This window comes from Longimonas halophila, from assembly GCF_002554705.1.
Classification (GTDB): domain Bacteria; phylum Bacteroidota; class Rhodothermia; order Rhodothermales; family Salinibacteraceae; genus Longimonas; species Longimonas halophila.
This window is the reverse complement of the sequence record NZ_PDEP01000019.1, coordinates 1-13598: the sequence shown is the minus strand read 5'-3', so window position 1 is coordinate 13598 and position 13598 is coordinate 1. Positions and strand designations below refer to the sequence as shown.

Genomic DNA, 13598 nt, shown 5'->3' with positions numbered 1-13598 from the left:
CACCGTGCCTTTGGCCTCCCCCTGTTTCTTTCTACTGCTACTCTCGATTACCCTGCTACCTTTATGGCCACCCATCCCTCGTTAGATGAATTGACGCCTCGGCAGATTGTCGAGGAGCTCGATCAGTACATCATTGGGCAAGACGATGCCAAGAAGAACGTAGCCATTGCGCTGCGTAACCGGTGGCGCCGTCGCAACGCGCCCGAGGATATGCGCGACGAGATTATGCCCAACAACATCATTATGATTGGGCCCACCGGCGTTGGCAAGACCGAAATTGCCCGTCGCCTCGCCAAGCTCGCCCGTGCGCCGTTCATCAAGGTCGAAGCCTCCAAGTTTACTGAGGTCGGCTATGTAGGACGCGATGTGGAAAGCATGATTCGTGACCTGGCCGACATTGCCGTCAACCTGGTGCAAGAAGAGCACAAGGAAGCCGTGCAAGAACGGGCGCGCGAACAGGCCGAGCAACGCATCCTTGATGTCCTTATTCCGCCTGCCGACAAAGGCAAAAGCCGCTCCGCGTCTGCCAGCGAGGTCAACGGCCCCGGCTTTGTCCTTCAGCGCGACGATGAAAGCGACGACAGCCCCGCCCGCACCGACGAGGAAAACCTGCGCCAGCGCACGCGCCAGAAGTTTCGCGAGAAGCTGGCCAACGGCGAGCTCGACGATCGCGAAATCGAAATTGAAGTGTCGAGCGACTCGTCCTCGCCCATGATGCAGGTCTTCGGCCCCATGGGCATGGAGGAGATGGGCGTGAACCTGCAAGAAATGTTTGGCAACCTCGGCGGCAACAACCGCAAGAAAAAGCGCGTCACCGTCGACGAAGCCCGTGAGATTCTGACGCAAGAGGAGGCGCAGAAGCTCATTGACATGGACCAGGTCAAGGAGGATGCGCTACAGCGCGTTCAGGAAACCGGCATGGTCTTCATCGATGAGATCGACAAGGTGGCCTCCGACAGCGGCCAGCGTAACCAAGGTGGCGGCGGCGCCGGGCAAGGCGTGTCGCGCCAGGGTGTGCAGCGCGACCTGCTGCCTATTGTGGAGGGGTCGAACGTGCAGACCAAGCACGGCATGGTCAAGACCGACCACATCCTGTTTGTGGCCAGCGGGGCGTTCCACGTCTCCAAGCCCAGTGACCTGATTCCGGAACTGCAGGGCCGCTTTCCCATCCGCGTGGAGCTCAACAACCTCGACGAAGACGACTTCTACCGCATCCTGCAAGAGCCCCGAAACGCGCTGCTGAAGCAGTATCGGGCGCTTTTGGAATCGGAGAATGTCGACATCACCTTCGAGGATGAGGGCGTGAAAGAAATCGCCCGCGTGGCAGCACAGGTCAACGCCGAGGTAGAAAACATCGGCGCGCGCCGCCTGCACACCATCCTGACCACGCTCCTGGAAGACATCCTCTACGATGTGCCTGACAAGATTCATGACACCGAGCTTGTCATCGATGCCGAGATGGTGAAGGACCGTCTCAGCTCTATTGCCACCGACCGCGACCTGAGCCAGTACATCTTGTAACCGAACTGCTGGTGCATTCTACAAAAAAGGAAACGGCCCGTCTCCAGTTGTCTGGAGGCGGGCCGTTGGCATAGGTGTGTGCGCCACAAAAGCAGCGCATCAGGGATGGCACATCACGAAATGGACTGGAAGCTCGACGGTACATCTGGCGTGCCCGACGCCCCCACATTCGGGGCCGACGGCGCATCGGCGGGCACTTCATCGCCCGTGCAGTACGCCTCAAAAGCTGTTTTCAGGTCACCCGCAATGGCGTTCGCGCTGCGCCCTTCGATGTGCTTACGTTCAATGACGTAGACCGGTTGTCCGTCCTTGAAGAGCGCCATAAACGGCGACGACGGCGGAATGCCCGCCAAGTGCTCTCGCGCCCGCTCGGTCGCGTCCAGGTCTTGTCCGGCAAAGACCGTGACGTACTCGTCGGGCTGTACGTCGAGTTGGGTGGCCATAGCCACCGCCGGGCGCGCGTTGCCTGCTGCGCATCCACACACGGAGTTGATGACGAGCAGCATCGTGCCGTCGCTCGCGTCGTCGAAGGCCGCGTCAACCGCCTCGGCATCAGTACACTCGGTAACGCCCAGGCGCGTCAGTTCGGCGCGCATCGGCTTGACCATGGCTTCAGGATAAGGCATAACAGCGAAGAAGTTGGGGCAGTACAACGAATCGTGGATAGTGTGAACCTTACTGACGTCTGTGTGATCCGATGCGTAAGCGGTGCCGCTCCGCATTGCACAACGTCTGCACGCGTTGTGCGTAGGCGTTACCTACGCGTTGCGCGTCCCGGCTACGCAATACCCTGTCTCCGTTTTGTTTGGCCTCATTTTGCTATGACGAACTTCCAAGCAGCAATCCATCGCCTCTGGCTCCCTCTTGTCATTGCTGGCATGCTGGCGTTGGTCGCTGGGGGATGCGGAAGCAGTGCCCCTACAACACAGACGCCTGCTCCCGAATCGTCTGCTCCCTCCTCCGATCTGTTGGAGCGCTGGAAGACCGAAGCCGCCCGATGGGAAGGCGTACCGCACCAGTGGGGCGGCACCACGCGGCGCGGCATCGACTGCTCGGCCTTTGTGCAGACGCTCTATCGCGACGTGGTTGATGTCCGCCTCCCCCGCACCACCCGAGCGCAGGTGCGTACCGGCGCGCGCGTGCATTCGCGCGACCTGCGCCCCGGCGACCTCGTCTTCTTCCGCCTCGACAAGTCGCGCCACGTCGGCGTCTACCTCGAAAATGGCCGCTTCGTGCACGCCTCCTCCAGTCAGGGTGTTGCCGTGTCGAACTTACACACCTCGTACTGGACGGAGCGCTACTGGACGGCCCGCCGCATCCCATCGGCTCAGCCCAGCGGTGTTGAATCCGCATCGTCGTCCAACACACCGCGCTCGGCCTCCCCCCGTAGCGGATGGTAAATCCTCCCTGTTCGTGCCTGTTCATTCATTCCCGATTCTTCCTGCTTCATGGTTCTTAACGACACCCAGATTGCCGAACGCGCCACTACCCACGACATGATCGACCCATTCGTTGACCGTCAGGTGCGCGATGACGTGGTAAGCTATGGCCTCAGCTCCTTTGGATACGACATGCGTGTGGCCGATGCCTTTCGCGTCTTCACTCCCAACATGTTCAACAGCGTTGTGGACCCGAAAGACCTCGACGACCGCGCGCTGGTCGAAACAACGACCGACGACCACATCCTCATCCCGCCCAACTCGTACGTACTGGCGCGCTCCATCGAATACTTCAAAATGCCGCGCGATGTGCTGGGCATCGTGCTGGGCAAGTCGACCTACGCGCGCTCGGGCATCATCGTAAACGTGACGCCGCTGGAGCCCGGATGGGAGGGCCACGTCACCATCGAGATTGGCAATGGCACGCCGCTCCCGGCGAAAGTATACGCCAACGAAGGCATCGCTCAAGTCGTGTTCATGCAGGGCGATCCGCCAAGCATCTCGTATGCCGACAAGAAGGGCAAGTACCAGCATCAGACCGGCATCACACTGCCACGGCTGTAGGCGGATTTAGGAGTTTGGGGATGCGCAAACATCGGCGCTTGAATGACAATCAGGGATGCAACGCAAAAGGGAGCGCCTCCACCAGAAGCGCTCCCTTGCCCCCAACGTAGAGCGCATGTACGGGCACCTAATCACAGCCGCACCAGTTCGACGCGCCGATTGTTCTGGCGCCCCTCCTCGGTATCGTTGTTGGCTACCGGCGCATCCTCGCCCATCCCGACCGCTTCGAGCCGGCTGGCGTCAATGCTATGCTCGTTCACCAGATACATCATCACCGCCGTGGCGCGACGGTCGCTGAGTGCTCGGTTGGATTCGGGGTCGCCCACATCGTCGGTGTGCCCCTCGATGCGAAGACGCAGATCCGCGTTCTGTGCCAGCATGCGCCCAATTTCGGTGAGCGTGCCGGTTGACTCCGGGCGAATCGTGGCACTTCCCGTAGCAAAGTAGATCCCCTGCGTAGAGACGCGCCCATCGGCCATCAGGCGGTCGTAGAGCTGCGTGCCCCCGCCCGCCACACGGATGTTGGAAATATAGGCGGGCGATTCGCTCCTGCCGCCAATGACCATCTCAATGAAGTCGTTGCGTTCAATCTGTAGCACAGGCATGTTCGCTACGCGCTGCTCGTTGACGTACATCGTGCCGTAGGTGCCATCTACAGCGATACGAATCGGGGTCAGTTCATCGTGATACCCGGTTACCCCACGGAAACTCTCGTTCGGACCGCCAATCCCTGACTCGGAGCGTCCAAGCACGAAATGCGATTGTTCATCCCGACGAAAATCGCGCGGGTTCGAAGTCGGCGAAAGCAACACGCCGATGTTCATGCCAAGTCGGCGTGCCGAAATATACGCATCAAACTCGATGGTAAAACGCTCGGGCAACGGCTCGCTAAGAGGGATGCGGATGTGACTTTCAAGGTTGGTGGATTCGAGCAGCGTGTGACCTTCCCACTCAACCAGTTGCATCATGCCCCCCACAAACTCCATCTGCTGCGGAAAGCGGCCGATGGTTTCGTTCTCGAAGTTTGTAGCAAAGAGAATCTGGTTGCCGGGCACAAAGTCATAGTTCGCCCATGCGCCCTCGCCAGGACGCGCTGAGGCGGATTCGGCAACCTCGGCGTCTACGCCAGCCGCTTCAACCGCCGCAGCGGCTTCGCCCGGCTCATCGCCATCGCGCACCTCCACGACCTCGCCCTCTTCGTCGGTAATGACCACCGGGTCGCCGTTTTCCTCGGCCTCCGAGATGCACTCGGGGTCGGTGGCTACGCAGACCACGGCGTCCTCCATCTCGTCAAGTATTGAGTTCACCGCGCGCGAGGTCACGTCTTCGGCGCGGCGCTCCACCTCGCGCTCAGCGCGGTCTTTCATGCGATCCCAGATCTGAGCCTGGGCCGCTCCGGCGCACCAGCTCCCGACGACAAGAAATAGTACAGCATAGCATATCGAACGATACCACATAGCGCATTGGGGACCAGAGTACATAGGGAAAAGAGCGTTTGTCCTGAATGCGCATTTTTGGTACAACCCCGGCCATTGCATCCAAAAAAAGAGAGGCGTGGGATCTATCCCTCTACTCCATAACGCCGCGCTCGGCCAGCGACGTGTGCGCGTCCCCAGCAATGATGAGGTGGTCGTGCACGGGGATCCCCATGAGCTTGCCCGCCTCCACGAGTTGCCGCGTGATGCGAATGTCCTGTCGGCTCGGCTCAGGGTTGCCCGACGGGTGGTTGTGGAGGCAGATGACCGAGGCCGCATTGTCGAGAATGGCCTGCTCGAAAACCGCGCGTGGCTCCACGATGCTGGAGGCCAGCCCGCCCTCGCTTACGGTGTAGTCGCCAATGATGATGTTGGCAGTGTTGAGATGCACCACCTTGAAGATTTCCTTCTTGAGGTCGCGCATGAGCGGGCCATACACCGCAGCCACATCGCCGGGACAGCCCACCTGTACCTGATCGCCCGAGCGCTGCGAGGCGGAGCGACGTCCGGCCTCGAACGCTGCCATCAGCCGGGCCGCCTTGGCCGGACCGATGCCGCGTACGCGCACCAGCTCTTTCAGCGGACGCCGCGACACGTCGAAGAGCGAGCCGAACGTGCGCAGGAGCGTCTGTCCAAGCTGCACAGCAGAGACGGGTCCGTCGCTGGTGCGGGTGCCGGAGCCCAGCAAAATCGCGAGGATCTCGGCATCCGAGAGCCCACCGGGCCCGCCCTGCATCAGCTTCTCGCGGGGCTGATCGGACGGGTCCCATGCGTGGATCGGGGCCTGATAGGCCGCAATCGGCTCTTCGGAGTGGTCCTCAGAAGTGCCGGACGAGGTAGCGTCTGTTGAAGGATCAGAAGCATCGGCCATAGTCGGTGCGGACGGTATGCAAAACGCAAACAGGACGCTACCATGACACGCACGGGGCGGCCATCGTAACGTCCTGTGAAAAGCGATGCTCTGTAGAAGCAGGACACCGCAAGCAGCGCAGGCTGCGTAGTGGCTCTACTCAGGCACGAGTTCGGTGAGCAGGTGCGCATTGGTGGGGCTATTGCGCACGTGGCGAATGAGCGCCTGCATGGCCTCGACGGGATGCCGCGAGTTGAGGGCGCGGAAGAGCTGATTGTGCTTGCGCAGACGCACGTTGCCCAGGAGACGTTCTTCGTTGCGTGTGCCGCTCTCGCGCACGTTGATGGCCGGGTAGATGCGCTTCTCGGCAAGACGGCGGTCAAGCACCACTTCGGCGTTACCGGTGCCCTTGAACTCCTCAAAGATCACGTCATCCATGCGGCTGCCGGTTTCGACCAGCGCCGTGGCGATAATGGTAAGCGAGCCGCCGCCCTCGATGTTACGCGCGGCCCCAAAGATTTTGCGCGGGGTTTTGAGAGCTTCGGCGTCCAACCCGCCACTGAGCGTGCGCCCGCTGCCATCCACAAACAGGTTGAAGGTGCGCCCCAGGCGCGTGAGCGAGTCGAGCAGCATGACCACGTCTTTGCCTTTTTCGACAAGGCGCTTGGCATACTCCATAGCGAGCGTGGCTACGCGAACGTGGTTGTCCTCACCGCGGTCGTTGGAGGAGGCAAACACCTCGGCTTGCGTAGAACGGCGGAAGTCGGTGACCTCCTCGGGCCGCTCGTCAATCAGCAGCGTGATGAGGTCCACCTCTTTGTGGTTCTGCGTGATGCCGGCAGCAATCTGCTTCAGCAGCACCGTTTTTCCGGCACGCGGCGGCGCAACGATGAGTGCGCGTTGCCCCTTCCCAAGCGGAGCGACCAGATCCATGATGCGCATCGACACATCATCGGCCCCCGTCACGAGGTTGAGCTTCTCTTCGGGATAGATAATGGCACCCTTGTCGAAGCTTTCTTTCTGCGCCCACTCTTTGGGGGGCAGGCCCATCACCGTATCAATCCAGCCGACCTGCATGCCGCCCTTGCGTCCGGGTTTGAGCGAGCCTTCTACCACTACGCCATCGCGAAGGTTAAACTTGCGAATGAGCGGCGGCGGCATGAACGGATCGTCGTCGTCTTTAGGAAGCGCCGGGTGCAGCTCGCGCATAAACCCGTATTTTTTCTTCCCGATGAGCTCAAGGAGACGCTTAAACTTTTTATCGGACATAAAGGTAGGCGTTAAAATGTTGGGTAACGACCACAGCGCAAGGGCTGCGTGATAGAAACAGACAAAGGGAAACGCGGCACGTAGAGCCACGCAGTGGGGGGCTTGGCGGACAGATTGTGTGGGGCGGGTCGACCGTGCCGTTGCAAGAGCACGGCAGGCGGATAAAGACGCTGTGCGTTCTGCTACCTGCGTCAGCTACCGTGCCTTGTTCGCATGCCCGTTGCACTACAGGCGGCAGTTGCATACAAACAAAATCGTAGCAATGCCCCCATCGAGGGGTTCATGTGTAAGAACCAGGGAGAGCTCGGGCCGACAAGGCCTGCCTACGGCAAACCGCCCGAAACGACCAGTAGATCTTCATTACGCGACGTGTGCGGAAGCGACCGTCGCAGCAAGTATAACCGCTTGCGAGAAGATAAGCAACAATACATGAGTCAAAACGCAGGCTACAGAACAGGGTTTCCGGGGCTACGCCGTACACGCAAACTCCACGGGTTCTTTTTGCGTGCTGCGTGCAACGCCGTATGCCGTGGCTGCGTGCCAAACAACGTTCCCCGTAACACATTCGACGATTGTCGCATCGCGCGGTCGTTCATCCGCTGCGCAGCACCGCTCCTGCACCTACTCACCACGGCTTTGGTCCCCTTGACTGCTACTGACCTCCACCGCACCATTGCTGGGCCGCCCGATGCGCCCGACGTGCTCCTCTTGCACGGATGGGGCAGTTCCACCGTGCACATGCAGCCGGTGGCTAAGCGCCTGACTGACCGCTATCGCACGCACTGCCTCGATCTGCCCGGTCACGGTCACTCGCCGCCTCCGCCCGAACCATGGGGCGTACCCAAACACGCCGCGCTCATAGCTGACTACATTGATGCGGAGGCCACGGCGCCGCTGCCAATTATTGGGCACTCGAATGGCGGACGCATCGCGCTCTACATGGCCAGTCATGCTTCCTATGCCGACTTAGTTAAGCAACTGGTTCTGCTGGCGCCCTCGGGCATCGAGCCGGAGCGGGCGCTTTCAACACGGCTGAAAGGCACCCTTGCTCGCACCATCAAGGCCCCGTTTACGTGGCTGCCTGAACCGCTGCAATCGCCCGCGCTCGACTGGCTGCATCACTCGCTGCTCTGGCAGGCGCTGGGCTCCTCCGACTACAACGCGCTCTCGGGCGTGATGCGAAGCACCTTCGTGCGCACCGTCAACCACCACCTTGACGACGATGTGCATCGCATCACGGTGCCGACGCTCATTTTTCGGGGCGAAGACGATACGGCGATCTCCGACCGGCAGGTACAGTACCTCGTCGACCACATTCCCGATGCCGGACACATTGATCTACCTGGCGACCACTATGCCCATCTGCACGCGCTCGATACGGTAGCGGCGGCGGTGCGGCACTTCCTCGCGCATCCCCAACGCGAATCGTCCGAGACCGCGCCGTCTGATGCTGCGTCTGATACTGGTTCTCCCGCTGGGTCTGCCTCTTCGTAAGCCTCGCTTCCACCATCGCCTGCTGTTCCTGTGTACACTCTGCTCCTTGCCGCTGGCCTGCTCCTCACAACCGGCTTTGCCGGATGGCGCGCGTGGCGCCGCCTGCGGTTCTTCTTGCACGTATTTCAGCTGGAGACGTACAAGCTCGATCGCTACATCAACTGGTGCCGGAGTTCAGCTATGCGTCCGGTAGCTGCAGGATGGTCACACGCCCTCGGCGCCCTGGCCCTCATCGGGGCATTCCTCGCATACAGCACAGGTGAGGCGTGGACGGCAGCAGGGACGCTGCTCGCCATCTGGCCGCTGCTCTTTATCTCCTCGCGGCGCTACCGGCGTGACAAAGAGAAAAAGCCGCTGGCCTTCACCGACCGCATGACACGCCTGGCCACCACCGCCGGCATGCTCATGGCGCTACTCGTGGGCGCTGGGGTGGGGCTCGGATACGCCTGGGACGAACCCGCCGCCATCCTCGGCGGCATTGCTGCACTCTACCTGGCCGATTTGGGCGGTCCGCTCTGGGTGGCTCTTGCAGCGCTCATCATGACCCCCGTCGAAAACGCGATCCAAGAGGGATTCAAACGGCAGGCACGCGCCCGGCTGCGTGACCTGGACCACCTGCACGTCGTCGGCATCACCGGGTCGTATGGCAAAACCAGCACCAAGCATATCGTGGCCGAGCTGCTGGGGCAGTCCTACAACGTGCTGGCCACACCTGGCTCGTACAACACACCGATGGGCATCTGCATTGTGGTAAACGAGAAGCTGCGGCCCGAGCATCAGGTGCTGGTGCTGGAGATGGGCATGCGCTACCCCGGCGACATCGCCGAGCTCTGCGACATCGCCACGCCCGATGCCAGCATGGTGACGACCGTGGGCGTGGCTCACCTCGAAACGATGGGCTCCGTTGAGGCCATTGCCGAGGAGAAAGCCTCGATCATCGATCACACCGCCCCCGGCGGCCCCGTCGTACTGAACATCGATAACGAACACGTGGAAGCGATGGCGAGCCGCGCAAACGGTCCCGTGTGGCGCATCTCAGCCGAGGGCCATTCCGATGCCGACATCGCAGCCACCGACATCCGCTACAGCACGAACGGACTCGCCTGCACCATTCGCGACGAGGAGGGGCGCACTGCTGTCTTCGAGACGCGCCTTTTGGGCAAGCACAACGTCACGAACCTGCTGCTGGCCGTGGCGCTGGGTCGCTCCATGGGCATGCGGCTGCGCCAGATGGCCCATGCGGCCCGCCGCCTGCAGCCGGTGGAGCACCGCCTGAAGCTGCGTACCGAAAACGGCATCACGATCATCGACGACGCCTTCAACAGCAATCCCGTGGGCGCACGCAACGCGGTCGACCTGCTTGGCGAGATTGAGGGCGGGCAGCGCTTCATCGTAACGCCGGGCATGGTCGAAATGGGCGCGCACGAGGACACCGCCAACTACGAGCTGGGCCTCCACATCGCCGAAAGTGCCGCCGACGCCGTCTACCTTGTGGGCGATGCCCAGACCCGGGCGCTGCAGCGCGGCTTGCAGGAGGGCGGCTATCCCCGCGAGCAGATCCATGTCCACGATACCCTCTTCGACGCGCAAGACGCCCTTACCACGCAGCTACGGTCTGGCGACATCGTGCTCTACGAAAACGACCTGCCCGATCAGTACGAGCCCGTGGCGGCGTAAGCGCAGAGGCAGTGTAAACGAAGGCATTACCCAACCTGCTCCCCTGGAGAGGGGAGCTGTCGCGCCAGCGACTGAGGGGTGGATCTGAAGCAGCACTTCATGTGGAGGTGCCCCAGCCCTTGAGCTGCCTGCTTCTGTCAGGGAGGAAGAGATGTTCGTAGAGCACATGCCGTGCCGGTGTTGTAGGAGACCTTTCGACTCCGCTCCGCTGCGCTCAAGGTGACAAAAAAGGGAGAAGGTGAGCATGTAGACCCATGGAATGTCCCGGGCGGTTATTGAAGCCCGCTAAACACGTCCCCCTGGAGAGGGGAACTGTCGCGCCAGCGATCCGCTCTCGGACGTGTATGACACAGAAGGACGGGGCAGAGGGGCCCCGAAGGGTCATGCTTGTAGTGCCCCTGACCAGCATGCGTCGCACGGCAGAGGGGCCGTAGGTCATGCCTGTGGTGCCATGCGACGAGCATTCATTTTCTGGTAGTGGGTAGACGCTAAGTGATAAGGCTATCGTAGAATGTAGGTTTGTCTTGTTCGAACCCCCTCTCCCTTTATTCCGCTGCGCTCCATGAGTCGCCCTGCGGACTCGTTTGGGTTTCTCCCCCTTTTCCAAGGGGGAGATGTCGATAGACAGAGGGGGTTGTCTGGCTCCGATGATGTCGGCCATATGACAATCACTTACCATTGAACCGCTACCCATTTTCTTTCTTCTCTCGCTCGTCGCGAGGCTCTGCCTCGTGACGTAAAACCCGGAGGCTCTGCCTCCCCAAACACCGTAGCCAGAATAGATCTGACAGGTCTCCAACGACCTGTCAGATCTTTACCATCACGTGATGCGCCCCCACGGCTCTGCGAATGTTGTTGGAAACGACCGCCATGCATTCGCCTCCGCCGCACACGTTTTGTACCATGCAATTCGCTCAACGCCTGGCACCAAGCATCCACCGGTGCGGCGCTCCTACGTATCCCTCTTTACACAACCCTCTGTTTATGCTTGACAAAGAACACGCGCTCTGGTCTGCTGGATACGAGGCCATTGCTGGACTCGACGAGGCCGGACGCGGCTGCCTGGCGGGGCCGGTGGTGGCTGCTGCCGTCATTCTACCCCACGATGTGGACCTGCCGATGGTGGCCGACAGCAAGACCCTCTCGGCCAAGAAGCGGCTCGCTGCGCGCGAGGCCATCGAGGTCCAGGCCCAGGCGGTGGCCGTGGGCATCTGCTCGCCGCAAGAGATCGACCGGCTAAACATCCTGTACGCCTCGCTCCATGCCATGCGCCGCGCCGCCAACGACTGCCAGCCGCGCCCCGACTACCTGCTCATTGACGGCAACAAAGCGTTCGACGACGCGCCGTGTCCGCACGAAACCGTCGTCAAGGGCGACGCCACAAGCCTCTCGATTGCCGCGGCCTCCATCATCGCCAAGACCGAGCGCGACGCTATGATGCACGCGCTGCACGAGGAGCACCCGGAGTACGGATGGGACACCAACGTCGGCTATCCCACCCGCGCCCACTACGCTGCCCTCGACGCCCACGGCCCCACGCCATACCACCGCACTTCGTTCAAGCTGTCGCGCACGTAAGCGTATTCAGGGAGAAGCAATGCAGCGCGACTTCGAGCGTGTTGCTTCCAGCTATGCAGGCAAAGCAGCGTTGTGCATGTTGGTGCGGCCCGCGTTGGGGATTGATGCCCGCACTGAGTTTGTCACGCGCGGGGGGAGGAGGCGCTCTGGACCCGAGTAGATCTGACAGGTCTTCGGAGACCTGTCAGATCTTTACCGCACACCGAAAGCAAAAGAAGTGGCCCGAGCCACGCGAGCGGGCTGATTCATCTCATTTCACGTAGACTACTCCTGCGGCTCCTCCACGATCTCAATCTCCACGTCTACCACACCCGCATCGATCATGTCAAGTGCTTCGGCGGCGCTGCGCGAGAGGTCGAGGATGCGCTCCTGCTTCTGCGGACCGCGATCGTTGATCATAACCGTGACGCTGTCTTCTGTAAAGCGGCGCGTAACGCGTACTCGCGTGCCAAACGGCAGCGTGCGGTGCGAGGCGGTGAGGCGCTCAGGGTCGTACGGCTGTCCACTCGCGGTAGGACGCCCCTCCAAGTACGCAGCGTAGTAGCTGGCTTTCCCAGTGGTGCGCAGCGTGTCGGAGGTAGTAGCGGTAGACGATTGCGCGCAGACGAACGTCGGTGTCAGAAGCAGGCCCAACGTCAGGAAAAGAGCAGCACGGAGCATAAATACAAGTGGTTTAGGTACAGGGGTATACGAATGGGGAACGCTACCACGAGGTGGCATCGCTGTCATCAGCAGGCGTGGAGGGCGAGGAGGAGGTGTTGCCTTCACCGAGCACTTCAATGCGGACCTCCGCCAGTCCGTCAGCGATCATGTTGATATCGCGCGCCGCACGCTGCGACAGATCAATGATGCGCCCGTCTACAAACGGCCCACGGTCGTTGATGCGTACCGTCACCTGCGCGCCCGTATCGGTGCGAGTCACGCGCACCCGCGTTCCAAACGGCAGGGTGCGATGCGCAGCGGTGTATGCGTTGTTGTCGAAGGTTTCGCCGTTGGCGGTGGTGCGCCCGTCGAACTTGTCGCCGTAGTAGCTGGCAACGCCGGTAGCGGTGGCGCCCGATTCATACGCAATCGAGCCCGTGCTGGTACAGCCAAGCAGGACACCGCCTAACCCGAGAACAAGGACAGCCAACAGGAATCGCATAGTGCACAAACTACAGTAGCAGGACAAACAGCGAGCAGGTGGTATCAGTCTGCGGTCGTTGGTGAAGGCAAGGAAGCCGTGTCCGGCTTACGCGCGGCAGCCCCCTCGTCGAGCACCTCTATCGTAACGGATACGACGCCTGCGTCAATCATGTTGAGGGCTTCGGCGGCGCGCCGCGACAGATCCACAATGCGTTCCTGCTGTTGCGGCCCGCGATCATTGATGCGCACGATGACCTTGTCGCCGGTATCCACGCGGGTGACACGTACTCGTGTGCCAAATGGCAGCGTGCGATGGGCGGCGGTACGCGCATTCGGATTGTACGGCTCGCCACTGGCGGTGGCATTGCCTGCCAGGTGATCGGCATAGTAGCTCGCCAATCCGTCGGCATCGGGATGCGTCGTCTGCGATCCGCCATTCGTGCAGCCGGTGAAGCCGAGAAGCAAAACGATAAGCATTAAGAACCTGTTTTGATTTCAAGCTTTGCGAGGGAAAACGAACGGGAGTCCGCCTCGTTTTCGGTGGTGATCAAGCGTTTCACCGAAGACGATACCGAAGCTATGCGCAAAGACTATAGCTCCGACTTG

The 13598-nt window shown here is 61.2% G+C and carries 13 protein-coding genes; 6 read left to right on the top strand and 7 right to left on the bottom strand.

The window, feature by feature from the left end:
* Positions 1-63 precede the first annotated feature (63 nt).
* Positions 64-1521, top strand: a complete 1458-nt coding sequence (hslU, locus tag CRI93_RS14315) for an ATP-dependent protease ATPase subunit HslU (protein ID WP_098063330.1) — start codon at positions 64-66, stop codon at positions 1519-1521.
* A 113-nt stretch (positions 1522-1634) separates the two neighbouring features.
* Here the strand turns inward: hslU and CRI93_RS14310 are convergent, their stop codons facing one another.
* Positions 1635-2147 (bottom strand): BrxA/BrxB family bacilliredoxin, encoded by a 513-nt coding sequence (locus CRI93_RS14310; protein ID WP_098063329.1) that lies wholly within the window; start codon positions 2145-2147, stop codon positions 1635-1637.
* Positions 2148-2342: 195 nt separating this feature from the next.
* Here CRI93_RS14310 and CRI93_RS14305 point away from each other — a divergent pair, with 195 nt between their 5' ends.
* Positions 2343-2921, top strand: coding sequence for a C40 family peptidase (locus CRI93_RS14305; RefSeq protein ID WP_217992558.1), 579 nt, complete (start codon positions 2343-2345; stop codon positions 2919-2921).
* A 48-nt stretch (positions 2922-2969) separates the two neighbouring features.
* Positions 2970-3524, top strand: coding sequence for a dCTP deaminase (gene dcd / locus CRI93_RS14300; protein ID WP_098063328.1), 555 nt, complete (start codon positions 2970-2972; stop codon positions 3522-3524).
* 131 nt (positions 3525-3655) lie between these two features.
* On the opposite strand, the gene CRI93_RS14295 is transcribed toward dcd, so the two are convergent.
* The 3 genes from CRI93_RS14295 to rho all read right to left on the bottom strand — a co-directional run bounded on the left by CRI93_RS14295 (position 3656) and on the right by rho (position 7118).
* On the bottom strand, positions 3656-4891 hold the full coding sequence (locus CRI93_RS14295) for an OmpA family protein (protein ID WP_176521889.1): 1236 nt from the start codon (positions 4889-4891) through the stop codon (positions 3656-3658).
* A gap of 202 nt (positions 4892-5093) precedes the next feature.
* Complete coding sequence (gene radC, locus CRI93_RS14290; RefSeq protein ID WP_098063326.1) at positions 5094-5870, bottom strand: RadC family protein; 777 nt, start codon at positions 5868-5870, stop codon at positions 5094-5096.
* Positions 5871-6005: 135 nt separating this feature from the next.
* Positions 6006-7118: a transcription termination factor Rho gene (rho, locus tag CRI93_RS14285; RefSeq protein ID WP_098063325.1), complete on the bottom strand. Its 1113-nt coding sequence runs from the start codon at positions 7116-7118 to the stop codon at positions 6006-6008.
* Between the two features lie 645 nt (positions 7119-7763).
* On the opposite strand from rho, the gene CRI93_RS14280 reads away from it, so the two are divergent.
* The 3 genes from CRI93_RS14280 (at position 7764) to CRI93_RS14270 (ending at position 11867) form a co-directional block, all read left to right on the top strand.
* Positions 7764-8612 carry an alpha/beta fold hydrolase gene (locus CRI93_RS14280; protein ID WP_245850561.1) on the top strand — a complete coding sequence of 283 codons (849 nt, stop codon included), beginning with the start codon at positions 7764-7766 and terminating at the stop codon, positions 8610-8612.
* A gap of 30 nt (positions 8613-8642) precedes the next feature.
* Positions 8643-10289, top strand: a complete 1647-nt coding sequence (locus tag CRI93_RS14275; protein WP_098063323.1) for a UDP-N-acetylmuramoyl-tripeptide--D-alanyl-D-alanine ligase — start codon at positions 8643-8645, stop codon at positions 10287-10289.
* 984 nt (positions 10290-11273) lie between these two features.
* On the top strand, positions 11274-11867 hold the full coding sequence (locus tag CRI93_RS14270) for a ribonuclease HII (protein WP_098063322.1): 594 nt from the start codon (positions 11274-11276) through the stop codon (positions 11865-11867).
* A gap of 264 nt (positions 11868-12131) precedes the next feature.
* Here CRI93_RS14270 and CRI93_RS14265 read toward each other — a convergent pair whose 3' ends face one another.
* Genes CRI93_RS14265 through CRI93_RS14255 form a run of 3 tightly spaced genes read right to left on the bottom strand, consistent with a single transcriptional unit; the run spans position 12132 to position 13469 of the window.
* A complete protein-coding gene (locus tag CRI93_RS14265) occupies positions 12132-12527 on the bottom strand; it encodes a septal ring lytic transglycosylase RlpA family protein (RefSeq protein ID WP_217992557.1) in 396 nt (131 codons plus the stop codon).
* Positions 12528-12570: 43 nt separating this feature from the next.
* On the bottom strand, positions 12571-13011 hold the full coding sequence (locus CRI93_RS14260; protein WP_098063320.1) for a septal ring lytic transglycosylase RlpA family protein: 441 nt from the start codon (positions 13009-13011) through the stop codon (positions 12571-12573).
* 44 nt (positions 13012-13055) lie between these two features.
* Positions 13056-13469, bottom strand: coding sequence for a septal ring lytic transglycosylase RlpA family protein (locus CRI93_RS14255; protein WP_098063319.1), 414 nt, complete (start codon positions 13467-13469; stop codon positions 13056-13058).
* Positions 13470-13598: the final 129 nt, after the last annotated feature.

Bases quoted from the DNA above. Each gene is read 5' to 3' on its own strand.
- hslU (WP_098063330.1), top strand. From the start codon at position 64: ATGGCCACCCATCCCTCGTTAGATGAATTGACGCCTCGGCAGATTGTC.
- CRI93_RS14310 (WP_098063329.1), bottom strand. From the start codon at position 2,147: ATGCCTTATCCTGAAGCCATGGTCAAGCCGATGCGCGCCGAACTGACG.
- CRI93_RS14305 (WP_217992558.1), top strand. From the start codon at position 2,343: ATGACGAACTTCCAAGCAGCAATCCATCGCCTCTGGCTCCCTCTTGTC.
- dcd (WP_098063328.1), top strand. From the start codon at position 2,970: ATGGTTCTTAACGACACCCAGATTGCCGAACGCGCCACTACCCACGAC.
- CRI93_RS14295 (WP_176521889.1), bottom strand. From the start codon at position 4,891: ATGAAAGACCGCGCTGAGCGCGAGGTGGAGCGCCGCGCCGAAGACGTG.
- radC (WP_098063326.1), bottom strand. From the start codon at position 5,870: ATGGCCGATGCTTCTGATCCTTCAACAGACGCTACCTCGTCCGGCACT.
- rho (WP_098063325.1), bottom strand. From the start codon at position 7,118: ATGTCCGATAAAAAGTTTAAGCGTCTCCTTGAGCTCATCGGGAAGAAA.
- CRI93_RS14270 (WP_098063322.1), top strand. From the start codon at position 11,274: ATGCTTGACAAAGAACACGCGCTCTGGTCTGCTGGATACGAGGCCATT.
- CRI93_RS14265 (WP_217992557.1), bottom strand. From the start codon at position 12,527: ATGCTCCGTGCTGCTCTTTTCCTGACGTTGGGCCTGCTTCTGACACCG.
- CRI93_RS14260 (WP_098063320.1), bottom strand. From the start codon at position 13,011: ATGCGATTCCTGTTGGCTGTCCTTGTTCTCGGGTTAGGCGGTGTCCTG.
- CRI93_RS14255 (WP_098063319.1), bottom strand. From the start codon at position 13,469: ATGCTTATCGTTTTGCTTCTCGGCTTCACCGGCTGCACGAATGGCGGA.